Origin of the sequence: Colwellia sp. MB3u-4, assembly GCF_014077065.1 — a bacterium.
In the GTDB taxonomy this organism is placed as follows: Bacteria; Pseudomonadota; Gammaproteobacteria; order Enterobacterales; family Alteromonadaceae; genus Cognaticolwellia.
Window position 1 is genome coordinate 26,608 of sequence record NZ_JACGVE010000075.1, and the last position, 24,502, is coordinate 51,109.

At 39.1% G+C, this 24,502-nt stretch carries 25 protein-coding genes; 13 read left to right on the forward strand and 12 right to left on the reverse strand.

All coding sequences use genetic code 11. The features are described from left to right. The 5 genes from H4J61_RS06400 to H4J61_RS06420 all read right to left on the reverse strand — a co-directional run bounded on the left by H4J61_RS06400 (nt 1) and on the right by H4J61_RS06420 (nt 5,094). Nucleotides 1-1,338, reverse strand: coding sequence for a Na(+)-translocating NADH-quinone reductase subunit A (locus H4J61_RS06400; RefSeq protein WP_182184410.1), 1,338 nt, complete (start codon nt 1,336-1,338; stop codon nt 1-3). A 529-nt stretch (nt 1,339-1,867) separates the two neighbouring features. Then, nucleotides 1,868-3,058: an enoyl-ACP reductase FabV gene (gene fabV, locus H4J61_RS06405; protein WP_182184411.1), complete on the reverse strand. Its 1,191-nt coding sequence runs from the start codon at nt 3,056-3,058 to the stop codon at nt 1,868-1,870. 296 nt (nt 3,059-3,354) lie between these two features. Continuing rightward, nucleotides 3,355-3,714 (reverse strand): hypothetical protein, encoded by a 360-nt coding sequence (locus H4J61_RS06410; protein ID WP_182184628.1) that lies wholly within the window; start codon nt 3,712-3,714, stop codon nt 3,355-3,357. Nucleotides 3,715-4,047: 333 nt separating this feature from the next. Continuing rightward, nucleotides 4,048-4,371 (reverse strand): BolA family transcriptional regulator, encoded by a 324-nt coding sequence (locus H4J61_RS06415; RefSeq protein ID WP_182135097.1) that lies wholly within the window; start codon nt 4,369-4,371, stop codon nt 4,048-4,050. 147 nt (nt 4,372-4,518) lie between these two features. After that, nucleotides 4,519-5,094 carry an alpha-ketoglutarate-dependent dioxygenase AlkB gene (locus H4J61_RS06420; RefSeq protein ID WP_220460872.1) on the reverse strand — a complete coding sequence of 192 codons (576 nt, stop codon included), beginning with the start codon at nt 5,092-5,094 and terminating at the stop codon, nt 4,519-4,521. A 138-nt stretch (nt 5,095-5,232) separates the two neighbouring features. Here H4J61_RS06420 and H4J61_RS06425 point away from each other — a divergent pair, with 138 nt between their 5' ends. The 6 genes from H4J61_RS06425 to H4J61_RS06450 all read left to right on the forward strand — a co-directional run bounded on the left by H4J61_RS06425 (nt 5,233) and on the right by H4J61_RS06450 (nt 9,820). Then, complete coding sequence (locus tag H4J61_RS06425) at nt 5,233-6,372, forward strand: methyltransferase (RefSeq protein ID WP_182184412.1); 1,140 nt, start codon at nt 5,233-5,235, stop codon at nt 6,370-6,372. Between the two features lie 30 nt (nt 6,373-6,402). Then, complete coding sequence (locus tag H4J61_RS06430; protein WP_182184413.1) at nt 6,403-6,972, forward strand: YajG family lipoprotein; 570 nt, start codon at nt 6,403-6,405, stop codon at nt 6,970-6,972. A gap of 37 nt (nt 6,973-7,009) precedes the next feature. Then, complete coding sequence (locus H4J61_RS06435; RefSeq protein ID WP_182135101.1) at nt 7,010-7,591, forward strand: peptidylprolyl isomerase; 582 nt, start codon at nt 7,010-7,012, stop codon at nt 7,589-7,591. 331 nt (nt 7,592-7,922) lie between these two features. Next, nucleotides 7,923-8,252: a hypothetical protein gene (locus H4J61_RS06440; protein ID WP_182135103.1), complete on the forward strand. Its 330-nt coding sequence runs from the start codon at nt 7,923-7,925 to the stop codon at nt 8,250-8,252. A gap of 135 nt (nt 8,253-8,387) precedes the next feature. Then, nucleotides 8,388-9,647, forward strand: a complete 1,260-nt coding sequence (locus tag H4J61_RS06445; RefSeq protein ID WP_182184414.1) for an AmpG family muropeptide MFS transporter — start codon at nt 8,388-8,390, stop codon at nt 9,645-9,647. Nucleotides 9,648-9,649: 2 nt separating this feature from the next. Continuing rightward, nucleotides 9,650-9,820 (forward strand): hypothetical protein, encoded by a 171-nt coding sequence (locus tag H4J61_RS06450; RefSeq protein ID WP_182135106.1) that lies wholly within the window; start codon nt 9,650-9,652, stop codon nt 9,818-9,820. 127 nt (nt 9,821-9,947) lie between these two features. Here H4J61_RS06450 and H4J61_RS06455 read toward each other — a convergent pair whose 3' ends face one another. The 5 genes from H4J61_RS06455 to dsbC all read right to left on the reverse strand — a co-directional run bounded on the left by H4J61_RS06455 (nt 9,948) and on the right by dsbC (nt 16,597). Beyond that, complete coding sequence (locus H4J61_RS06455; protein WP_182135108.1) at nt 9,948-10,496, reverse strand: YkvA family protein; 549 nt, start codon at nt 10,494-10,496, stop codon at nt 9,948-9,950. Nucleotides 10,497-11,009: 513 nt separating this feature from the next. After that, the gene (gene lysS / locus H4J61_RS06460; protein WP_182135110.1) at nt 11,010-12,551 is read right to left on the reverse strand and encodes a lysine--tRNA ligase; all 1,542 of its coding nucleotides are present in this window, start codon (nt 12,549-12,551) and stop codon (nt 11,010-11,012) included. A 110-nt stretch (nt 12,552-12,661) separates the two neighbouring features. Continuing rightward, a protein-coding gene (gene prfB / locus H4J61_RS06465) for a peptide chain release factor 2 (protein WP_182184415.1) occupies nt 12,662-13,760 on the reverse strand; the annotation gives its coding sequence in 2 pieces (ribosomal slippage) (nt 12,662-13,684 and nt 13,686-13,760; 1,098 coding nt in all). A gap of 166 nt (nt 13,761-13,926) precedes the next feature. Beyond that, a complete protein-coding gene (gene recJ / locus H4J61_RS06470; protein WP_182135113.1) occupies nt 13,927-15,696 on the reverse strand; it encodes a single-stranded-DNA-specific exonuclease RecJ in 1,770 nt (589 codons plus the stop codon). A gap of 112 nt (nt 15,697-15,808) precedes the next feature. Beyond that, on the reverse strand, nt 15,809-16,597 hold the full coding sequence (gene dsbC / locus H4J61_RS06475; RefSeq protein ID WP_182184416.1) for a bifunctional protein-disulfide isomerase/oxidoreductase DsbC: 789 nt from the start codon (nt 16,595-16,597) through the stop codon (nt 15,809-15,811). Nucleotides 16,598-16,871: 274 nt separating this feature from the next. Between dsbC and fldB the strand changes: the two genes are divergently transcribed. Next, the gene (gene fldB, locus H4J61_RS06480; RefSeq protein ID WP_182135117.1) at nt 16,872-17,396 is read left to right on the forward strand and encodes a flavodoxin FldB; all 525 of its coding nucleotides are present in this window, start codon (nt 16,872-16,874) and stop codon (nt 17,394-17,396) included. A 101-nt stretch (nt 17,397-17,497) separates the two neighbouring features. Further along, nucleotides 17,498-18,739, forward strand: a complete 1,242-nt coding sequence (srmB, locus tag H4J61_RS06485; protein ID WP_182135119.1) for an ATP-dependent RNA helicase SrmB — start codon at nt 17,498-17,500, stop codon at nt 18,737-18,739. Between the two features lie 186 nt (nt 18,740-18,925). Here srmB and H4J61_RS06490 read toward each other — a convergent pair whose 3' ends face one another. Beyond that, nucleotides 18,926-19,861 carry a LysR family transcriptional regulator gene (locus H4J61_RS06490; RefSeq protein ID WP_182184417.1) on the reverse strand — a complete coding sequence of 312 codons (936 nt, stop codon included), beginning with the start codon at nt 19,859-19,861 and terminating at the stop codon, nt 18,926-18,928. Between the two features lie 97 nt (nt 19,862-19,958). Here H4J61_RS06490 and H4J61_RS06495 point away from each other — a divergent pair, with 97 nt between their 5' ends. Together H4J61_RS06495 and H4J61_RS06500 are read left to right on the forward strand one after the other, a co-directional pair. Further along, a complete protein-coding gene (locus tag H4J61_RS06495; RefSeq protein ID WP_182184418.1) occupies nt 19,959-20,393 on the forward strand; it encodes a DMT family transporter in 435 nt (144 codons plus the stop codon). Nucleotides 20,394-20,397: 4 nt separating this feature from the next. Further along, nucleotides 20,398-20,865 (forward strand): DMT family transporter, encoded by a 468-nt coding sequence (locus tag H4J61_RS06500; RefSeq protein ID WP_182135124.1) that lies wholly within the window; start codon nt 20,398-20,400, stop codon nt 20,863-20,865. A 308-nt stretch (nt 20,866-21,173) separates the two neighbouring features. On the opposite strand, the gene yaaA is transcribed toward H4J61_RS06500, so the two are convergent. Further along, nucleotides 21,174-21,950 carry a peroxide stress protein YaaA gene (yaaA, locus tag H4J61_RS06505; RefSeq protein WP_182135126.1) on the reverse strand — a complete coding sequence of 259 codons (777 nt, stop codon included), beginning with the start codon at nt 21,948-21,950 and terminating at the stop codon, nt 21,174-21,176. A gap of 295 nt (nt 21,951-22,245) precedes the next feature. On the opposite strand from yaaA, the gene tal reads away from it, so the two are divergent. The 3 genes from tal to H4J61_RS06520 all read left to right on the forward strand — a co-directional run bounded on the left by tal (nt 22,246) and on the right by H4J61_RS06520 (nt 24,275). Then, complete coding sequence (gene tal / locus H4J61_RS06510) at nt 22,246-23,208, forward strand: transaldolase (protein WP_182135128.1); 963 nt, start codon at nt 22,246-22,248, stop codon at nt 23,206-23,208. Nucleotides 23,209-23,327: 119 nt separating this feature from the next. Further along, nucleotides 23,328-23,501, forward strand: coding sequence for a DUF3545 family protein (locus H4J61_RS06515; RefSeq protein ID WP_182135130.1), 174 nt, complete (start codon nt 23,328-23,330; stop codon nt 23,499-23,501). Nucleotides 23,502-23,708: 207 nt separating this feature from the next. After that, the gene (locus H4J61_RS06520) at nt 23,709-24,275 is read left to right on the forward strand and encodes a DUF6942 family protein (protein WP_182184419.1); all 567 of its coding nucleotides are present in this window, start codon (nt 23,709-23,711) and stop codon (nt 24,273-24,275) included. The last annotated feature ends 227 nt before the right edge of the window (nt 24,276-24,502 follow it).

The window sequence follows — 24,502 nt, forward strand, 5'->3', positions numbered from 1 at the left end:
CTAACCTTCCTTCTCAATTGTGGTTAGGCAATCACGAAGGATCACGCCGTAATCTGTTTTGCCTGGGCAAACAAACGTACACAAGGCTAAATCTTCTTCATCAAGCTCTAAAGCACCAAGCTGTTGCGCTCTGTCGGTATCACCGGCACATAAATCACGCAATAACAATGTCGGTAAAATATCTAACGGCATAACACGTTCGAAATTACCAATAGGCACCATAGCTCGAGAACTGCCATTGGTTGTAGTCGTCATGTTGAACAACTTCTTAGGGAAGAAGTGTGACATGTACGCACGCGTTACTGAGAATTTATTAGGTCCCGGGTACATATAACCAATAAACTCTTTTTCTCTACCTTCAAGGATCAGACAGATTTGCGTGTGATAGCGACCTAAGTAACCTTTAACGCCTGAGGCAATTGCGCCTAATAACAATGAACCCGAAACGACACGTAACTCACCATCAAGTGTTTCATTAGCAATAATTTCTGCAACATTTGCACCTAATACGGTACGAACCAAGCGAGGGTTCTTTGCAGCAGGACCGGCTAAAGAAATAATACGACTGCTATCTAACTCACCAGAAGTAAACAAGTTACCAATCGCGATTACATCTTGATAGCCAGCATGCCATGCAACTTTATCAGCACTAACAGGCTTCAAGAAATGCATATGTGTGCCAACTAGACCCGCAGGATGTTTTCCAGCAAATTCATTGACAATAGCAGATGAATTAACCGCAATATCACTACCTGGCGCTTTGCTGACAAAAACTTCACCGTCAGTTAAGCGCGCAAGCACAGTTAAACCGTTGGCAAATGCGGTACTTTGCTCAGCAATAATGAGTGCTGGATTGGCGGCCAATGGATTAGTATCCATAGCGCTAACAAATATGGCAACAGGCTTGGCATCTACCGCAGGAACTTTACTAAATGGACGTGTACGTAATGCCGTCCACAAACCTGAGTTAACTAGGTTTGCAACAACATCTTCACGTGCAATAGAGTTGAGTTCGTTAGCTGCATAACAAGTAAACGTTTCTTGCTCACTGCCACCAATTTCGATGACAACTGATTGCAATACGCGCTTTTCGCCACGATTAATTTCTTTAACAACACCTGAAGCTTGAGCTGTGAATTTAACGCCAGGATTCTTTTTATCTTCAAAAAGTGCCTGACCTTTTTTAACGCTTTCTCCAACCTTAACAAACATGGTTGGGCGCATACCCACGAACTCTTCACCTAATGTTGCAACAGTTTTGATGGACGGACCATCATGGATTACCTGCTGGGGGGTACCTACTACAGGAACATCCAGACCTTTTTTTATTGTAATCATAAACACTTGCACTACTTTTGATGGGAGTAATCAAAATCAATTTTTGAGCTATTTAACCGCACTTTCTGTTGCAAAACATCACAACAATGAGCGCAGACAATTAACAAAACGACTGATTTCAGTGTATTTCAGCAAAGTCTTAATTTATTTTTGATAAATCAAGGTTCACTGGCTCTAGTTAAAATTTCTGGCGCGATTCTAGCACAAAACCACATTTTGATTCTATCTTAAGCAGCACAAAAAATAACAATTTAGTCGAATAATCTCTAATTCGGCTAATATTAGAACGAAATATCATTTTTTAGTAGAAATTTACTACGATAAAGCATCACATCCAGTTAATAATTGACTCATTATTCTCTGTAATAAAGTTGTAAACAACCGAAATTATAAAGCATAAATAACGCCTAATCGACATAAAAAAACCGACAAATCGTCGGTTTTTTTAATCACAAATATTAGGTCACCAATTCATCACGCACTAGTCTGTATGACTTTCAGTATTAAATCTCATGTAATTTGAAACAAGTTACAATAAGTTATTGATCGCCAATTCTGGATTAATATCTGCGTTATAATCGACGCCAGTTAAGTCAAAACCAAATAACTTCAAAAATTCTTGATGATAACCAAGGTAATCGGTTAACTCATCGATAGTGTCGCTATCAACCGTATTCCAAATATCAGTGACACGTTTTTGCACGCTGTCTTCAAGTTCTTTGTTATTTTGACGCAAACGCCCAGCTTCATCAATAATAGGGTTTTTGCCGTATATATTTTCTCTAAACAAGCCTTGAATTTGCTCAATACAACCTTCGTAAGTGCCATCAGCTTTCATCACTTTAAACATGGCTGAAATATATAATGGCATAATAGGAATTGCCGAACTGGCTTGTGTTACCACGGCATTAAGTGACGTAACATAAGCTTCGCCCTTAATATTAGCTGTTGTCGCTTTTATTGCTGTTGACGCGCGATCTAAATCTTCTTTTGCACGACCAATAGTGGCATGTCCGTATATCGGCCAAGTTAATTCTTTACCAATATAGGTATAAGCAACGGTTTTAAAACCCTTAGCCAGTACACCCGCATCGCCGAGTGCCTTAATCCAAAGCTCCCAATCAGCGCCACCCATAACGTCGATAGTGCCTTGAATTTCTGCTTCTGTAGCCGCATCAACTGACATTGTATCAATCGTACGTTTAGAGGTATTTAAATTTTTCGTCGTAACACTTTGACCAATAGGTTTAAGTGCTGATGAATAGACTTCGCCCGTATCAGGATCCGTACGACGTGGCGACGCTAAGCTGTATACAATCAGGTCAATTTCACCTAATTCTGCTTTTATAGCGGCAATAGCTTTTGCTTTAATTTCATGAGAAAAAGCATCGCCATTGATATTTTTTGACCACAGGCCTGCTTGGTCAGCCGCCGCTTGAAAAGCAGCCGTATTATACCAACCCGCTGATGCGGTTTTTCTTTCTGTTGGTGGCTTTTCAAAGAAAATACCTAATGTTTTAGCGTCATTACCAAAAGCCGCTGTGATTCGAGATGACAAGCCGTAACCTGTTGATGCACCAATAACTAATACGTTCTTAGGCTTATCATCGGCTTGAGGCTGACTTTTTACATAAGCAATTTGCTCGTTAACATGCGCTGCACAACCGGCAGGATGAGCATTAGTACAAATAAAACCACGAATTTTTGGCTTAATAACCATAACTATACCTTCTTAGTGTCACTTCAAAATCCCAATAACATACAACACCAAGTAGTATCGTGATACGGGGTTATTCAAAGTAACAATTTGAGTTTGAAAAATGCTTAATTAAAATTAATTAAAATTAATTAAAATTAATTAAGCTTAATTTACTGTCTACAAACAATTTGCCGACTAGTTTACTCTGGCTTGACCTCTTAAGAGATGCGACCAGTGGTGAAACTCAGCCATGCTAGACAATACTTGACTACAACCAACGATAATATTCGACAAAAGCCGACAACATTGTTAAAAAATCAGCGATTTTGGTCATAAGCTTGCAAGGTTAATTTATTATACGCTCGCATAGATGCTAAAAATTCACTGTATGACTGCCATACGCGGGCAAAATATTTATCTGCTTTAACCTGTTCTTTAATCAAGGCGTTCTTATGCTGTTTTAATGCTAACATAACTTCAGCAGGCATTTGACGTAATTGCACATTATGCGCTTTAATCAGGGCTTTTAATGCCATATTTTTACGGGCTTCTGCTAAGGTTGATTCATTTACCGCATTAACAGCCACTTCAATAATACTATGTAAATCAACAGGCAAAGCAGCAAAAGCTTGTTGGCTAACTAAAAACGCTAAGCCAGTGCCTGGCTCATGCCATATTGATGATTAATACTAGTCTGCGGCCTGATAAAATTCGGAAGCTAACTCATTGTATAGCTTACACAGCAAAGATCTTTAATATCGACATTCATGGTTCTACTAATGCCGTGGAGCCATAGCCTTACATAGCTATAAACCACTCAATAGAGCGATTACCTAGATGGCTAGGAACCGCCATGTGACCGCTGCATACCGTACATCCTGTACATCGCTGCTCTTTCACATCCATGTGACCGCTGCATACCGTACATCCTGTACATAAAAACACCGTTAATATGACATTAACGGTGCAAAATATAATAGCGAGCTATTTACCAGAGATACGCGGATAATTTATCCTGTTTTTTTGCTACCGCCTAAGCATTTAGGTGATAAAGGTGTGTTCTCAGCGTAATAGTTTTTCCACTCTTGTTCAGTATAAGTATGTAGGGCTAGTGCATGTATTTTATCTGCAAGCTCTGTCGCTAATAATGTGTTAATGGCGCGATGGCGCTTAATCAAACGTTCGCCTTCAAATTCATCTGAAACAATAATCACTTTAAAGTGCGACTCGCTACCCGGTGCAACATTATGCATATGACTTTCATTAATTACATCGAGATGAAGGGGTGAAAAAGCAGCAAGTAGTTTTTCTTCAATAATAGCTTCGATTGTCATAATATTTTCCCTAAGGTTGATCGGCTAATGGATCAGTTTTAATTTTAGTCGTTACTGATAATTATGCCATCTATCTAGACGACTGACAGCGTTATTTTAACTATTATTCTTACTAGTTAAGTTTTTTGAAAATTGCCAAAATAAACCTTAGAGACATATCTTTCGAAAGGTCAGGTTGATACGTGGCGCTATTTCTTTACTTCTTTTAGGTAGGCAGTGTTGCCAATATTTTTGTGTATTTCCTCGCATAATCAGTAAGCTACCCGGCCTAAGCATAATGTTTATTTTTTCTTTAGTGATAATATGTTTAAGTTGAAATTCACGTTCTGCGCCAAAAGATAACGAAGCGATAGTTGGCATTAGACCTAATTCAGGCTCATCATCACTATGCCAGCCGACACTGTCATCTTGATTACGGTATAAATTTGCTAATACCGCATTAAACTCATGGTCACAATAGTCGCTAACTTTTGCTTTCAGTGCCCGTAAACTTTCGGTCCAAGGTTGGGCTATCAAGGTCATATTTGAATAACGGTAACTGAGATTATTATCACCATACCAAGCTTGTAATCTTGGTATTTTCATCACTTTGCCAAACATTTTAATATCATCATGGCGCCAAGCTAACTTTTGCTCAAGTTGGTGAAAAAACAGTTGTGCTTTATCTGCAGCATAAAAGTTTTCGATATAATCTATATCAGCATCAGGAGATAGTATTTTCAAACCAATAGCTTCCTTATGATGTTTTAATGATGACTTTGTCTTATTTAACGCTATTATCTCGATAAAATCCGCAATTAACTAGCTCGTAGTGATAAATTTTGTCACAATATCGGTAACGCCAACCAAGTATTTATCACTATGATCAGCCCTTTTATTCTCAATGACAAAAACCTTTTTCTCGATCGTTTTCCAACCGGCCAAGTCAATCGAAGCTTGCAAGCATGGGACGCCGCTGATGAATATATAATTAGTTACCTAGAGCAACAACTATTAACTAGCTCAAAACAAAACATTCTTATTTTCAATGATAGTTTTGGCGCTATAAGCTGCAACTTAACTGAGCAGCAGTTGTATTGTGTTAGTGACTCATTTTTAAGTCATCAAGGTATTGAACTTAATCTAGAGCAAAATGGTTTATCAGAAGAAAATATCACCCTGCTGAGCAGCCTAGATGATTTACCTAGCGATATTAACATCGTGCTTTATAAAATTCCAAAAAGCAAAGGCCTGCTTTGCCAACAACTGAGCAAAATAAAACAGCAGCTGAGTAAAGATGTTATTTTTATTGCCTGCGATCGCGCTAAGGAAATTCACAGTTCGACACTTAAATTGTTTGAAAATTACTTAGGCACAACAACAACATCATTAGCGGTAAAAAAAGCCCGACTAGTTTTTAGTCAACTCGATAATGACAAAGCATTATCGGCGGTGTTTCCAACCTCATGGCCATTAGAAAACACCGATTTCACCCTACATAATCACGCCAACGTTTATGCTCGAGAAAAACTCGATATTGGCGCGCGTTATTTTATGGAAAATTTACCCAATGTTGCTGCAAACACTGAGGTTATCGACCTAGGTTGTGGTAATGGTGTTATTGGCTTACAGGTATTATCAAAGCAGCCCGCAGCGCAAGTGCACTTTATCGATGAGTCTTACATGGCGATCGCATCAGCAAAATTAAATATGACTGAAAACTTACCCTCAGCTATTGAACAGTGCCATTTTCTAGTCAACGATTGCTTAACCAGTGTTGAGGGCGGCAGTGTTGATCTTGTATTATGTAACCCGCCATTTCATCAACAAACCGCCACCACAGATCATATCGCGTGGCAAATGTTTAAAGACAGCCACCGGGTATTGAAAAAAGGGGGTGAGTTACGCATTATTGGCAACCGTCAACTGGGTTATCATATAAAATTACAACGTATTTTTGGCAATGAAAAGTTGATTGCCAGCAACGAAAAATTTGTCACTATTTCAGCAATAAAACGTTAATTTTGTCACTTTAATTCTAAAGGATATAAGATGAAATCAAGTATAATAAAGTTGCTACTTTTAAGCGCTACTAACTTGTTATTTGCCTGTAGTGCGCCAATAAAGCAGGTTATTGTCAGCCCTGAAATCAATGTAGGTAGCAGTGATGCCTTCCAACAAAAGCAAGTGCAATTACGCTTTAGTGATTTGCGCCGCTCAAACCATGTCGTGCAAATTTTACGTGCTGGCGAAGCCACACAGTTATATTCACCTCAACAGCGCATAGTTGATATTGTATCTACAGCACTTACCCCAGCATTAATAGCTAATGGTCTAAAAATACAGCCGCTAGCCGTTAATCAAGTGGACGTTATTATCGACAATGCCTTGGTCAGTGTACAACAACAATTGTTAAAATATAGCGCCAGTAATCAAATGAGTTTTCGTGTGATTGTCAATAATGGCAAAAACACTTTAACAAAAACATTTAAAATTACCGGTACCAGCAATGGCCCTCTAAAAGCAGACCTTGCGGTATTAGAGCGAGATTTTAACCAACAACTGACAAAGTTATTAAGCCAAATAGTGCAAAGCGAAGAGTTGCAGCAGTTTATTCAATAGCACAATAACTTAATAACCGAATGTCGAGAGAGCCATAATGAAAATTTTTTCAGTGATATTATTATTACTTTCATTCACCTGTAGTGCCAAAAATTTAGCCATTGATCCTGATAATTTATTCCCACGAGTTAAATTAGAAACCTCAATGGGCATCATTATTGTAGAGCTTGATAGAATACGCGCTCCCATTACTGTCGATAATTTTTTAACCTATGTGGTTAGAGGCGAATACAACAACACTATTTTTCATCGTATTGTGCCTGAATTTATTGTTCAAGGCGGAGGCTATAGCCAAAACTTTGAACTTAAAAAAGTGGATAACACCATCATAAATGAGTCAGGCAATGGTTTAAAAAATGTCATAGGCACGATTGCCATGGCAAAAGAGAACCGTCCTCATACCGCAAATAGACAATTTTTTTTCAACGTGGCAGATAATAGCAGTTTAGACCCCGGCAGACATTGGGGTTATGCGGTTTTTGGTGCCATCGTGGAAGGTCAAGCAGTGGTAGATGCCATGGCCTTAGTGAAAACAGATTATAATGGCGAAATGGGCTGGGAAGATGTGCCTATTGAACCTATCATGTTAATCAAGGCCATTTTATTGCCTGCCATCTAAAGCCCTTATCCGAAATTGATTCATTATATACTGGGCTGATTGGTTTTTATCAACGCCCTCTTAATAATAAAATAGATGATGAATAACATTACCTTGGTATAAAACACACTTTCCAAATAGTCTTTTGGTTACTAAATCGCCTTTTAACACCCCCCTATAAGTCACCATTGAACAACAGGTCAACGTTGACAATTTGAATTTTATCTACGATAACTAAACAGCATCAAAAAATATTACAAGGCGAGCAACACTCTTATATACCCGAGTATATAGCAGAATTTCATACCAGAGCTAAGCTACTTTATTAGCTAGATTTCGAAAAAGGAACATCATGATAATTGAGCAGTTTATCAATGAAAAAATCACACAAATTAGGGCCTATATTACCGCTGTTATTAATCATTCTCTGCACTACACTGAGCTTGATAAATTTGTCGAAAACACCATGGCAGAATGGACTTTACTTCAGGTGAGTGACGAAACGCCCAATAATGCTAGAGAACGTGTATTTTGGCATATAATGCATGAACTTAGTTTGCACAGCGCTAATGACCTTGAACGTGATTTATACTTTAAAAGTGAGATATCCACCTGTTTAGAGTTTTTCTCTGGAACGGGCAGTTATCCTATTGATTGCATAGGTTGGCGCCCAATACCTTAATATTACAAGATTAAAAAAAATCCACAGGTAAGCAGTAATAACTAATTGCCTGTTTCAAAATATTAAACTTCTGTTTACTAATACATTTTGATAGCCTTACAACATTATATTCTCGCATTCATTAGGCTTTGAGCAATGCAATCCCCGACCTTTAAACAAGCAATACTCAATCGCCGTATGCTAATTTGTATATTCACTGGCTTTAGCTCCGGACTGCCTTTGTTTATTCTTTATCAACTGGTGCCGGGTTGGTTACGCTCAGAGGGTGTTAGTCTGACCGAAATTGGTTTGTTTTCCTTAATTGGTATTCCCTACGTATGGAAATTCATTTGGTCGCCATTAATGGACCGCTATTCATTACCGGTATTGGGGCGCCGCCGCAGTTGGATGTTACTCACCCAGGTATTATTGCTCTTCTCTATTGCAGGTTTTGGTTTTGTTGACCCCGTAATGAATATCTGGAATGTTGCCTACCTAGCAGCCGCTGTGGCATTTTTTAGTGCGAGTCAAGATATTGTACTCGATGCCTATCGTCGAGAATTACTGCCTGAGCATGAACTTGGCCTAGGTAACTCTATTCACGTACAAGCTTACCGGCTTTCTGGCTTAGTGCCGGGTTCGTTGGCCTTTATTCTTTCTGACCATATCAGTTGGCAAGCGGTATTTATTATTGTCGCCGCGTTTATGCTAATAGGCGTTATCTTAAGCCTTTCAATCAAAGAGCTTAATAACACCGCCCAAGCACCAAAAACATTACAGCAAGCCGTTGTTTTACCGTTTAAGGACTTTATTAGTAGAGAAGGTACAAAATCTGCGCTACAAATTCTCGCTTTTTTGTTTTTATATAAACTCGGCGACAGTATGGCAACGGCTTTACAAACGCCATTTTTTATCGACTTAGGTTTTACTAAAACTGAGATAGGTGTGGTGGCTAAAACAGCGTCATTAGTTGCTATGACTATAGGTTTGGCTGTTGGTGGTATCGTAATGATTAAATTAAGTATTAATCGTGCGCTTTGGTTGTTTGGTTTTGTGCAAATAATAAGTATACTAGGTTTTGCAGCCCTCGCAGAAATTGGCCACAACACCTACGCTTTAGCTTTCGCTATGGGCTTTGAGTATTTGGGTGTTGGTCTTGGCACAGCGGCCTTTACCGCTTTTATTGCCCGAGCCACTAACCCAGCATTTGCAGCAACACAATTTGCATTATTTACTGCATTAACCGCACTGCCAAGAACATTTGCCAATGCCACTACGGGCGTTATTGTTGAACAAATAGGTTGGACTAATTTTTACTTTATATGTACGGCATTAGCGATACCCGGTATGTTAATGCTATTAAAAGTGGCACCATGGCGCGAGCCATCAAAAACAGTAACGCAGGAGATAGCGTAAATATGATCCAACTATTTTTTCTTGTCCCTATACTCATGAGCGCTATTTGGTATTGGTATTTAAGCAGTAATAATTACACCATTAAACAGGGCTTAAAAGGCTTTGGTTATATCTTTGCTTTTAACGCTACTATTATCGCTTTTTTCATTTTAATGTTGTTTATAACGCATTAAATCATCTAGCTATCTTAAAAAAATTGAAAAATTAGAAGTTAAAAATTGAAAATTGAAGATTGAAAAAGCCACTTACTGCGGCTTTTTCAGACCTTGAGTTCAATCAAATAAACTGACCAGTTTTCAGTTAAAAAACCGAACGAAAACCTGAACGAGAACTACTGCGACCAGCACGACGATTTCTCATTCTACTGTGCAACTCTTTTCGCTTAGACTCTAACCACTCATCTCGAGTAATAGTTTCATCGCTATGACGACCTTCTTCACGCTTTCGGTAGTGACAAAATTCTAAGAAAGCCTCGATGTTATCTTTAAGTTCATCAACAACTAGCTCAATCATGATGGCATCATCTAAAAAACCTAACACCGGAATATGATCAGGCACTAAATCCTCAGGATCACTAAAATAAGCCAAAGCACTTAATACATCAGCCCGCTCTTGGTCAGGTATTTTCCACTCCGAATCTTCAATCATAGCGACTAAGGTGGCTAATTTTTTAATTCTTTCACTGACAAATAGCGGCACATCAACTTGAATGTCTTTACTCAGGCTTTTTGCATTAGCTAAAATTTCTGCTTCAGTTAAATTTTTTGCTTCTGATTTAGCTGCTCGCATCACATCACGAAAATACTCTAAATCTGACTCTTTCAATTCAAAGGTAACTTCAAATGCCATTTTAATTCTCCTAATATTTGGCTTACTTTGATCGGTAACCCTTTAAATTTAACAGAACATTGACAATACACCACTAATGCAGACAAATATAAACCATTCATTTAAATAACCCTTGTGCTATTTATAACTTAATTTTGGCCACGACATTATTTCAGTCTAAGTTAATAAACCAAGCGATTAAAATTATATTGCTGCCAAAAAAAGCCTAATAAAAAATTAAGTACCTGTTTATGTTTATGTTTATGTTTATGTTATTTAAAATAATATTAGCTATATTGTAAATACCCTAGCTTATAAATACTTAGAGGAGAATAACCATTAGCTAAACTGAACTTACTGTGCAGCCATATTTTTTTTACAGGGAGAGAAGTCAGTAGAAGTAGTGCAGGAGCAATTAGCGATATGCTCTAATGCCTTGAAAGACAGGACGCCTGAACATAAAAAAGCACCCTAAGGTGCTTTTTTCGTTATGCGTTTAACTCAGCTTATTCAGCGAGTAATGCCAAGTTGGTATTACTCAGCAAGTGGACGCATATGCGGGAATAAAATAACGTCTTTAATGGTAGGTGAATCGGTGAATAGCATGACTAATCGATCAATACCAATACCTTCACCCGCTGTTGGCGGTAAACCGTATTCAAGTGCTTGAATATAGTCAGCGTCAAAGTGCATGGCTTCGTCATCACCGGCATCTTTACCTGCAACTTGATTTCTAAAACGCGCCGCTTGGTCTTCAGCATCATTAAGCTCTGAGAAACCGTTGGCTAGTTCACGACCACCAACAAAAAACTCAAAACGGTCAGTGATAAATGCGTTATCATCATTTCTACGGGCTAATGGCGAGACTTCCCACGGATATTCTGTGATAAAGGTCGGTTGGTCAAGCATATGCTCGGCAACTTCTTCAAAAATCTCACAAACATACTTACCAGCACCCCAGACTTTAGATGCTTCAGTTTCCTTAACACCTACTTGTTTTGCCATCGCTTTTAAGGCATCAAAATTAGCTTCTGGGTCACGTAAAACCGCTTCATCAAGGTTGGTACCATATTGTAAAATCGCATCAACCATAGACAGACGAGTAAACGACTTACCAAAATCATAGAACTTCTCTTCTACAACTTCACCGTCAGAGTTTTTAACGGTATTACGAATAATAGCTGACCCCATAACGTCTTCAGCTAGGGTACGTAACATTTCTTCAGTAAGGTTCATTAGGTCATGATAATCAGCATAAGCTTGGTAGAATTCAATCATGGTAAATTCTGGATTATGACGTGATGATAAGCCTTCATTACGGAAGTTACGGTTAATTTCAAAAACTTTCTCAAAACCACCAACAACCAAGCGCTTCAAGTAAAGCTCTGGCGCAATACGCATATACATTTGAATGTCTAGGGCATTGTGGAATGTTTCAAAAGGCTTCGCCGTTGCACCACCTGGAATGGTTTGTAGCATAGGTGTTTCAACTTCCATAAAATCACGGTCAGTTAAAAACTTGCGAATACCATCAACAATTTTTGAACGAATTTTAAAGGTGTTACGCGTTTCTTCATTGATGATCAAATCAACGTAACGTTGGCGATATTTTGTTTCAACATCTGATAAACCATGAAATTTTTCTGGTAATGGACGCAGTGACTTTGTTAACAGCTCGTATTTATCCATATTGACGTATAAGTCGCCTTTACCTGACATATGCATAGTACCGGTAACACCAATAATATCGCCAATGTCTAAAGTGCCCCAACGCTCTTTAATATCTTTTTGCACCGTTTTGTGGGCATAAGCCTGAATACGGCCGGTCATATCTTGTAAGACTAAAAATGGACCACGTTTTGCCATAACACGACCAGCAATGCTGTAAAGACCGGTTTCAGCTTCAAGCGTTTCTTTATCTTTTTCACCGTGTTCAGCTTGCAAATCAGCAGCATAATGTTTTCGGTCAAACTTGTTAGGGTGGCCATTAGCCGGACAGTTTTCTCGAATTTTTGCTAATTTGCCACGACGCTCGGCAATCAATTTATTTTCGTCTTGGTGTGCTTGATCAGTCATTTTATTTCTCGTGTGTTAACGTAACATGGAATTTAAGCTAAGTTATTTAGCGCTCAAATCTTTCTATTACAGGTATATTCTATTAAAAATAGTTTAAATTAATTAAGTACTTATAAGCCAGATTTCAAACTAGCTTTTAAAAATTTGTTTAAATCACCGTCTAATACTGCCTGAGTATTGCGATTTTCTATGCCAGTGCGTAAGTCTTTAATACGGCTGTCATCTAAAACATAAGAGCGTATTTGACTACCCCAGCCAATATCTGACTTGCCATCTTCTAATTCTTGTTTACCTTCATTTTGCTTTTGCATTTCCATTTCATACAATTTAGCTTTTAGCAATTTCATCGCGGTAGCACGGTTTTTGTGCTGTGAACGATCAGCCTGACAAGCCACTACTGCGCCGGTTGGCTCATGGGTAATACGTATGGCAGAATCAGTTTTGTTAACATGTTGACCACCCGCACCAGAGGCACGAAAGGTGTCTATGCGTAAATCTGCTGGGTTAATATCAATTTCAATATTGTCGTCTATTTCTGGGTAAATAAACGCAGAAGCAAACGAGGTATGACGACGACCACTTGAATCAAAGGGTGACTTGCGTACTAAACGATGCACACCGGTTTCTGTGCGTAACCAACCAAAAGCATACTCACCCGTGTATTTAATGGTGCAACCTTTAATACCGGCGACATCACCGCCGGTGACTTCAATGGCTTCTGTTTTGTAACCATTGGCTTCACCCCAGCGTAAATACATGCGCATAAGCATTTCTGCCCAATCTTGTGCTTCTGTACCGCCAGATCCTGATTGAATATCTAAATAGCAGTTATTGGCGTCGTGATCACCAGAAAACATCCGACGAAATTCTAGTTTTTCAAGGCTAACTTCTAAGGTTTTTGTTTCAGCTTCAGCGTCATTAAAGGTTTCTTCGTCGTCGGCTTCAACGGCAAGTTCAACAAAGCCTTCAATGTCTTCACAACCTGAGTCCATTTGTTGAATAGTTTCAACCACAGCTTCTAATGCCGCACGTTCACGACCTAGTGCTTGTGCACGTTCAGGGTTATTCCACACATCGGCAGATTCTAATTCTCGCGTAACTTCAACCAAGCGTTCTGACTTTTGGTCGTAGTCAAAGATACCCCCGAAGCAGATTGGTGCGTTCACGAATTTCTTTAATTTTATTGAGTACTGGATTAACTTCTAGCATATTTTTTATCTGTCACGCCGTAATTGATGAATAAAGGGAAAAACAAAAAAAATAGTCGCGCATTGTAGCCTAATTACGCGATTAAATAAACGCTTGCTTGAGTAATGCAATGCCATTTTTATGATATTTTTATCACCTCTTAAGCTGATAATGGCATTGATAACCTTTAGTCTAATTGTTCAACCATTAATTGTACTGACTGTTTACCACGAAACTCATTAATGTCCAGACGATAGGCTAGCTTCACCTGCTTGGCTTGGTTGTCTGGCCAACGCTTAATATCAACATTAAAGGCGATGGCATCAAATACTTGCTGGTCTTTTTCTACCACAAGCTTTAGGTGTTTTTCGCCGACAATACGTTGCTGTACAAGCGTGAAAACGTCATCAAATACCGGTTCTGGAAAATTTTGTCCCCACGGCCCGGCCTCACGTAAGACCTGTGCAAAAGCCAGTGTCATATCGTTAGTTAATAGCTCGCCATCTGAGGCCAGTACACCCGTTAAAGCTTCTTTACTTAACCACTGCTCGGCATATTGCTCAAATAGCGCGGAAAACTGTTCGAATTTATTTGCCGGTATTGATAAACCTGCCGCCATGGCATGACCACCAAATTTTATAATAATACCAGGGTGTTGGCTGTCAATATACTCGAGTAAATCACGAATATGTAAACCTGGAATAGAGCGCGCTGAGCCTTTTATTTCATTGCTACTGATATCAATACTGTCAGCGTCACTGTTATTCATACCACTGGCGTCGTCATCATTACCTTTGGCAAAGACAATACTCGGGCGATGATACTTTTCTTTTAAGCGCCCGGCGACAATACCGATGACGCCTTGATGCCAGTCGCCATGAAACAAACTAATGCCATGGGGTAAATTGCTTTCACTAAACTGTAAACTGGCCAGTACTTGCTCGGCCTCAATTTGCATGCCCTGCTCTATTTCCCGGCGCGCTTTATTTAAGTCATCCAGATCGGCCGCCATCACTCTAGCGCTTGATAAATCTTTTGCTAGTAAACAGTTAATGCCAAACGCCATGTCGTCTAATCGACCTGCTGCATTGATACGTGGGCCTAAAGCAAAGCCAAAATCACTGGCCACTAATTTTTGCTGATTTTTACCGGCAATTTCTATTAAGGCTTGAATACCCGGGCGCGTCGCTCCTGCGCGAATGCGCTTGAGTCCTTGTTCGACTAAAATTCGGTTATTGGCATCAAGTGACACCACATCAGCAACTGTACCTAAGGCAACTAAATCAAGTAATTGTGCGATATTAGGCTCTTTAATGTTCTGCTGTTCAAACCATTGCTGTTCACGTAAATATTTTCTTAACGCCAACATAAAGTAAAATGCGACACCAACACCGGCCAACGACTTGCTGGCAAAATTACAACCCACTTGATTGGGATTAACAATGGCATCGGCAGGGGGTGTATGTGCGCCAGGTAAATGATGGTCAGTAACTACCACTTGCAGCCCTAACTCTTTCGCCCTTTTAACACCCGCAATGCAGCTAATGCCATTATCAACCGTCACCAATACCTGTGCGCCTTGTGAGTTGGCAATATCAACAATTTCAGGGGTTAAGCCATAGCCGTACTTAAATCGGTTGGGGACTAAAAAATGATGATTGGTTGAACCTAGCATTTGCAATGCTTCCATCATTAAGGCCGTACTTGTGGCTCCGTCAGCATCAAAGTCACCAATTATCGTGATGTTTTTTTGCCCTTGCAGTGCCTGATATAACAGTTCACATGCTTCAGGTAAGCCTTTTAACGAGTCAACCGCACATAAATGAGACGCGGTTAATTCAAGTTGTGCTTTATTGGTAACACCGCGTCGTGCATATATTTGTCGAACAAGTGGATGAAGTGTATCGGGTAAATGCTCATCGCTAACTTGCTCTCGACGAATGATCTCTTTATGCATGAATACACCTTATACTTGAAATGCTAGAGACAAAAATGGCAAGTGAATGACTTGCCATTTTATCAAAAAATCAACTTATACCTATCAAAAAAATTTATCAATTGGTTTGATATTAGCCACCTTGTTGAGAAGTTTCTAATAACGTAAATAATTTACTTGGGTCTTGATAACCAGGCACCATCAAACCATTGGCTAATATAATGGCCGGTGTTCCAGAAACGCCCACTTGACGACCAAAGTCAAATTCATCTTCGATAGGCATATCACAAATACGTGCCGCCACTGAAGAGCCACTTTTTGCTTTTGTTAACGCCGACTGAGGATCTTCATGACACCATATCGAGCGTAAATCTTTAAAACCTTGTGAATAACTGCCGGTTTGGTCTTTTACGCCAGCACGTGGATAGGCTAAATAACGCACCGTGATGCCCTTATCGTTGTAAGCGCTCATTTGTTCGTGCATTTTACGACAATAACCGCAGGTAATGTCAGTAAAAACGGTTACTACATGCTTTTCGTTTTTAGCCGGATAAACAATCATAGCATCAGAGAACTTAACCATACCGTCAACACGCACTTGCGCTAAACTTTCTTCGGTTAAATTACTCACATTTTCGCCTAATCCATACATTTTACCATGCAATAAAAAATTGCCATCGGCGCTAGCATAAAATAAGCCCTGATCGGTAAGCACTTCAACGACACCTGCCATGGGAGATGGTTTGATACTAGCGACATTAAACCCTAACATTTGTGACAATTTTGCCTTTACCCCTTGCAACTCAGACGACTGGTTAACAGGTAACATCACACGGTTATTTGCTGGCTCAGCAGACGCTACAACATTTTGGGTCAAACTTAACAAGCCAAATGCAGCAGCCAATAAAAATTTCTTAGACATAAATCAATACCATACCTTAACTCTATGAGCGGAAAATAAGCGGAAAATTACTTTTGTAATTTTAGATAAATACAAAGACCGCTTTAAGCACCCTAAAATTACAGTGAAAAAGGCATAATTGCAATAACACTAAGCCGGCCACTAGCTAACTGATCTGATAAAATATGACTTTCAGTGGCACAGCAAAGCATCTTATTGGCGAGAAATTTGCTAAAATCCCACCACTCGCTCACCAACCACCTAACGTGGTTCGTTAAACCTCGGTAATTTATCAATGAACATCGCATTATATTACGGCTCAACCACTTGTTATACCGAAATAGCAGCAGAAAAAATTCAAGCTGAACTTGGCCAAGATAACGTCACTTTATTTAATATCAAAGATACGCCACTGACGGAAATGGTAAACCACGACATCTTAATTTTAGGTATTTCTACTTGGGACTATGGTGAAATTCAGGAAGACTGGGAGTCACATTGGCCAGAAATAGCCGACATTGATCTTGAAGGAAAAATTGTTGCCCTTTATGGTATGGGGGATCAAATTGGTTACACTGATTGGTTTCAAGATGCACTTGGCATGTTACATGACCAAGTGCTAGCACAAGGCGGCTATGTGATCGGTTATTGGCCAAATGAAGGTTATGACTTTGCGGAGTCAAAAGCACTAACAGAAGATGGGCAACATTTTGTTGGTTTAGCGCTTGATGAAGACAACCAGTACAACGCTAGCGAAGCACGGATCAAACAATGGTGCCAACAAATTAGCGCTGAAATCGCAGATATTCTAGCAGATTAGGCTAAATATCATAATAAATAGACAAATTTGGCGAGATCTTTAGGATAAATCGTATTTTGCCATTATAATCCCCCTCATTAATCCCCAAAGAAAATTATTACATGTTTGAGCAGTTTGACCTAGATTCCGCATTATTGGGCGGCATTGAAAATGCAGGCTATAAAAAGCCAACGTCTATCCAAGAGTTAGTACTTCCTGTGGCTATGACAGGCAAAGACGTATTAGCTTCAGCCCCAACAGGAACGGGAAAAACAGCAGCATTTATTTTGCCTGCTGCTCAACACTTGCTTGATTATCCTCGCCCGCAGCAAGGTTTTCCACGTGTACTCATTTTATCGCCAACACGCGAGCTTGCCATACAAACTCATGAGCAATGTCAGAAGTTAACCGCGCTAACCAACATTAAATCTGCGGTTATTACCGGTGGTGTTAATTATGGCAGCCATAAAGAAGTACTCACAGGTAACACAGATATTTTGGTTGCTACACCTGGCCGGTTAATGGAATACATTGAAAGCGAGCAGTTTGATAGCCGTGAAATTGAAATCCTTATTTTAGATGAAGCTGACCGTATGCTCACTATGGGTTTTGCTGAAACGATTAATCGCATTGTTGGAGAAGCACGTTGGCGCAAACAAACCATGTTATTTTCCGCCACACTGGAAGGTGCTGCCGTAGTACGTTTTTCTCGCGAACTATTGAACGACCCGGTATTTTTGGAAGCGAACCCTTCTCGAAAAGAAAAAGCGAAAATTCATCAGTGGATGCACTTAGCCGATAACAAAGATCATAAATTCGCCTTATTACTGAACTTATTGCAACAAGAAGAAGTAGGACGTGCCCTAGTTTTTGCCAATAAACGTGAGACAGTGCAATACCTATCAGGTAAACTTTATGCTGATAACATGCCTTGTGTCTGGCTTGAAGGTAAAATGCAACAAGACAAACGCAACACCTCAGTCGAGCGTTTACGCAATGGTACGGTTAATGTTTTAGTCGCTACCGATATCGCTGAACGTGGCCTTGACATTGACGATATCACCCATGTTATCAACTTTGATATGCCGCGCACCGCCGATATTTATTTACATCGCATCGGCCGAACAGGTCGAGCGGGCAATAAAGGCACCGCTATCTCACTGGTTGAAGCGCATGACATGTTGGTTATTGGTAAAATTGAACGTTATATTAAAGAACGTTTACCACGCCGTGTGATTGAAACGTTAAGACCGCAATACAAAGAAGCACGTGTTGCTGTTAAAAAAACCAAAGTAAAAAGAACCGTTGCTCAAAAGAAAGCTAAAGCGAAAAAAGTCGCGAAACGCGGTAAAGCGACGAGTTAAACTAAACACGGCCAGTGCTAAGCGGTCAGTTAAAAGTGACCAGATGTTAGCTAGAAACTAAAAAACCTAAACCTTGCTGTTTAGGTTTTTTTGTTTATAGCATACGATTTAATCTTGATTAACTTTTCAGTGTGATTTTTCAATCTAACTTTTTCAATTTAACTTTTTCAATTTAACTTTTTAAATCTAATTTAGTTCCCAATAAAGCGGTGAGCCATACACTTCACTAAAGTAGTCAATTATTTGTCTTACGTTTAGCGATACATGGCGGGTATTAGGATAAATGGCCGTAACATGCTGAGGTGTTTTCTTAATAGCGGTATTGTAGTTGGGTAATAATTTAATCAAAGTGCCATTTTTGAGATATTCTCCAATAAGCCAATCAGGAAAAAGCACAATACCCATGCCTTTAAGCGCAGATACTAGCAAGCTTTCTGCATTATTGGAGGTCAGTAAAGCCGGTATAGATTGATGCACCCAATCTTCATTTTCTTTTTTAAACAGCCAACGGTTTTGGCCTGATGAACCTTTATATATTAAACATTTATGCTCGGGTAAATCTGATGGACTTTGCACTATGCCATATTTTTTTATGTATGCTCGAGAAGCAGCTAAATGATAGGTTTGCTCGCCAAAAGTACGGGCATGAAACGAAGAGTCAGTTAAGGTTCCAATCCGAAAAATAATATCTGTAGCATCATGATGGGGATCAATAAAATCATCCGTTAATGTCAGGTCTATTTGTAATTTAGGGTGGCGAGAGCTGAGTTGAGGCAGCCAAGGTGCGATGTGTCGTTGCCCAAAAAATACCGGGCCATTTATTCTGACTAAACCACCAGGTTCTAGCGTTTTGTCTTGAAATTTATTTTGCGCCTCATTAATGCTTGCGGTAATTGATTGTGCATAAGTCAAAAATACCCTAGCAGCTTCGGTAGGGATCACGGCACGTGTATTCCGATAAAAAAGTTGCTGCCCTAAATTGTCTTCTAACTGCTTAATAATACGTGACACTTTAGACGCTGACACACCTTCTCTTCTCGCCACAACCGAAAAACTTTGATGATTAAATACATTAATAAAAAAAACTAATGTTTTTATACTGATTGAATTTATATTATTCATTTATGCAACTTTTGCAAAGATCATTTCTATATTATAGCGTTTTTCATGATGATGAGCTGATGTAAACTACATAATATGATTTATTAAAGGCTGTCTCATGCAAATTTTATTAATATTTATTGTTGTTTTAGGTGGAATGGGCTTGTCTGTTGAAGCGGGTCTACTTGGGCCTCTAGGAAATCAAGTCGGTGAACTGTGGGCCACATTCAGCATTTTTGGTGTTGGAGCTGCACTGACTTTTTTATTAATGCTGTTCTTTAGCCCACGTAATAGTGCTTCTTTTTTTGCACAACCGCCATTATTGCTCATTGGCGGCGTGTTAGGGCCTATCTACGTTATTGTATTAACGGTTGTTACTCCTGTTATTGGGGTCGCGATGACTATGATTGGCATACTTGCAGGCCAAGTATTTAAAAGTTTAATAATCGACCATTTTGGTTTATTTGGTACGACTGAACGAAAAATAGATCTTAAGCGAATTATTGCCTTGGCTTTCATTGTGCTAGCACTTTTTTTTATGACTAAGGGGTAAAGAAATGACCACCATTATAATGATTATGTTAGCCGTCATTGCTGGCGCTACATTGAGTGTTCAAGCGGCATTGAATGGTCGCCTAGGCGGCAATGTTGGTGTATTTAAAAGCGCATTTTTAACGTTTTCGGTAGGCGCTTTAATCACTGCCTTGCTTATTTTTTTCTTTGAGCCCAATCACGCTATTACTTTAATGGATGTACCCAAATGGCAGCTGCTTGGCGCCTTATGTGGTGTACCTTATATTGTTATTATGGTGATTGCTGTTCAACATATAGGCACAGCATTAGCAACGGTTGCGGTTATTTTTGGTCAGCTCACCATGAGTGTGTTAATCGATAACTTTGGCTGGTTGGGCAATGAGGCTATTACACTGTCAAATAGCCGAATTGGGGCTTTAGTTTGTTTGGCAATTGCGCTGTATTTTATTCATTCGAGTAGTAAAGCTGAAGTAAAAGAAGCCGATAGTTAATACGGTTATATTTAATTTAGCATAGCTTTTATAACTATATTCTGTGATAGATTTAGAAGTGTTGGACTGTTGATTTATATTTTGTACTTGAAGATCACTTGGGTCATTTAGGCGTTTAAAAACAATACCCACAGATTAAATATACTGTTCAAATATATCAGGTCAGCTAATCAGGTCACATATAAGTGACGACGCATTAAACAAGGTAGGCGCGTGTTATTAACCGCTCGGGCAGTTAGCACTATAGTCGCTATAAAGTATCTACCTTTCAACTTTATAGCGATTATAGTCAAGCAAATAAAATCAGCTTAATCTAGCTCTTTACGGGTAAATACCCAATCATTACCTTTACTTAAATCGCAAGAATATTGATAACCTGCGACATCAAAGTCTTTTAGCTTTTCAAGATCTGTGATTTGGTGCTCAATAATATAACGCGCCATTAAACCTCGGGCTTTTTTGGCGAAAAAACTGATCATTTTAAATTGACCATTTTTCCAATCTTTAAATGCTGGAGTTATTACTTCGGCTTTTAATACTTTTTTATTAACCGCTTTAAAGTATTCATTTGACGCTAAATTAATTAACACATTATCGCCTTGGGCGGCAATAGCGACATTTAAATGCTCGGTGATAATGTCACCCCAAAATTGATATAAATTGCTACCGCGATCATTATCTAATTTTTTACCCATTTCTAGTCGATATGCTTGCATCAAATCGAGCGGTCTTAATAGGCCATATAACCCTGATAATATCCGCATATGCTGTTGAGCGAAGGTAAAGTCATCCTCGCTAAACGATTTAGCATCTAAGCCAGTGTATACGTCGCCATTAAATGCTAGCACAGCTTGTCGAGCATTTTCCGGCGTAAAAGGCGTTGCCCATTCGCCAAAACGTGCCGCATTTAAGCCGGCTAATTTATCGCTAATAGCCATTAATGAACTAATATCCGCAGGCGTTAGTGTTTTACACTTTTTCATCAGCACTTTACTGTCTGCTAATAGTTCAGGTTGTGAATATAGCTCGGTAGCAACGGGGGATTCATAATCTAAGTTCTTCGCCGGAGAAACAACAAGTAACATTATTTATCTACTCTATCTTACAATTTTTGTCACTATAACACAGGAAAAAACTAATATAATTATCTTCATTATGAATTACTCATTGAACCGCTAGCGCGCACACAGGCAATAAAGTGTTTTATCAACACTATTTCATCCTCACACTTGCTAAATTATGAAAATTTGATACAAATAGAGCCGAATAAGATAAAAAGTTTACTATTTCCAATCAAAATACTTGTAAATGTTGTAATATTTCACCAAAATTTACTCAATAAAACCACCTGATTACATTATCAACGTCAAGGGACATGTTATGACCGATCAACTTTCTCAACTTTCTCAACTAAAAGCAATGACCACGGTTGTTGCTGATACCGGCGATATTGAAGCTATTGCTAAGTTTCAACCACAAGACGCCACCACGAATCCGTCTTTACTATTAAAGGCAGCCTCTTTAGCTAATTATCAGCAACTACTTACTAGCGCAGTAGCGTGGGCGAAAACTCAATCATCAAACGCTGAACAGCAAGTCATCGACGCTGCAGATAAGTTTTCGGTACTCATCGGCTTAGAAATCTTAAAGACAGTCCCAGGTAGAATTTCAACAGAAGTTGATGCGCGCTTATCCTTTGATACAGCCGCATCGATTGCTAAAGCGTATAAACTTATCGCTATGTACAACGAGGCTGGCATTAGTAATGATCGTATCTTGATCAAAGTAGCCTCAACATGGGAAGGTATTAAAGCGGCAGAGCAACTAGAAGCTGAAGGCATTAACTGCAATTTAACTTTGTTGTTTAACTTTGCTCAAGCACAGGCCTGTGCTGAAGCCAATATTTACCTAATTTCACCTTTTGTTGGTCGCATTTTAGATTGGTATAAAAAAGACACTGGCCGTAGTGATTACTCAGCCAGCGAAGATCCAGGCGTAGTATCAGTAACCAGTATTTATAATTATTACAAAGCTAAAGGTCATAAAACTGTAGTCATGGGTGCTAGTTTCAGAAATATTGGTGAGATACTTGAACTCGCTGGTTGTGACCGATTAACGATTAGCCCAAACCTGATGGACGAATTAGCTAATTCAACGGCAACAGTATCGCAAAAACTATTCAGCGATCATGCACCATTAGCCGATGAACCTGCACTTAGTGAAGCACAATTTAGATGGCAAATGAACCAAGATGCCATGGCAACAGAGAAGTTAGCCGAGGGTATTCGAAACTTTACCATTGACCAAGTTAAACTTGAGCAACAATTACAGGCTATGCTTTAAATTTTTAAGTTATGAAACTTGTGAACCCCATGGGATTGTAAATAAAATGCAAATAATGTTTCTATATTGTTAACAACTGTGATACAAAATACTGCAGTTGTAGAAATAAGGAGCATACCATGGAAAATTTTCAACAAGTATTGGGCTCTTTAGGCAAACGGCCTAAATCGAGTTCAAGTAATAATAAAAAAAGAAAGTGGCGTGAAATTGAACAACTGAAAGAAAAATTTCAACTGGAAAAAGAATTAAAAGCATTTGATGATTCTTTAGAAAATATGTTGAAAGAGTTTTAATTAAGCTTAGTATGGCTAATATAAACGATTAAAAGCCCGGATTGTACCGGGTTTTTTATTGCATTTTTATTAGGAAAAGTACCACCAATTTCACTAAACTTGTTATCAATTCTACTGGTTTAAATAAAGAACTGCTGCGTTATTTATTTATATTTGGCCATTTTTCCTGCGTAAAAATGGATAAGCTAACGAATAAAATGGGTAAAAATGCTAAATAAAGCCGTCGGTTTAGGTACTCTTGACGCCAAGATTATTTTCTATATAAGAAACTGCCCTCCATTAGCACACTATCAAAACCTGACGAGTGTTAAAGCGTTAGTGACAGATGAAATTGCCGATATTGCTTGTGAAACCGGTAACCATTGGCGAAAAATTTTTAATGTTTACGCTAAGTTGTTATTTGAAATATCACCGGAACAATTTACTAGTTGGCAAAACTTAAGAGACAGCGCTCTATTACAGGCAGAAAGTGATCATTGCTTACTTTTTTCAGCACCTGACTTTTCAGAGGCTGACTGTTCAGGGGCTAATTTACTCAGCGCTAAGCCCAGTCAAAAACTACACATAATATTAGGTAAAGGTTACGCTGAACAACTAGGGTTTTGTAATAGCTGCATATGGCTGAGTCATGATTTCGCCATCAATATCGATTTAGGCGTTATTATTTGTCCTTATTTCGATTATCGGCAATTATCAAATAAAAAAATCACGCAACTTTCGGGCCTAATTCAACAATTAACCGCGCACCAAGTACAATCTAAGGTGGATGGTTAGGACCGGCGACGTTTTTGTAGCATTGCCGACATGAATGTTGGTACTGAGTTTTTGTCAGGCACAAAAAGCTGACCACTCGCCCTGAGCATCGCTGTTACTTCACATCCATGTGATCGCAGCATACCGCTCGTCCTGAGCATCGCTGCTACTTCACATCCATGTGATCGCAGCATACCGCTCGTCCTGAGCATCGCTGCTCTTTCACATCCATGTGATCGCAGCATACC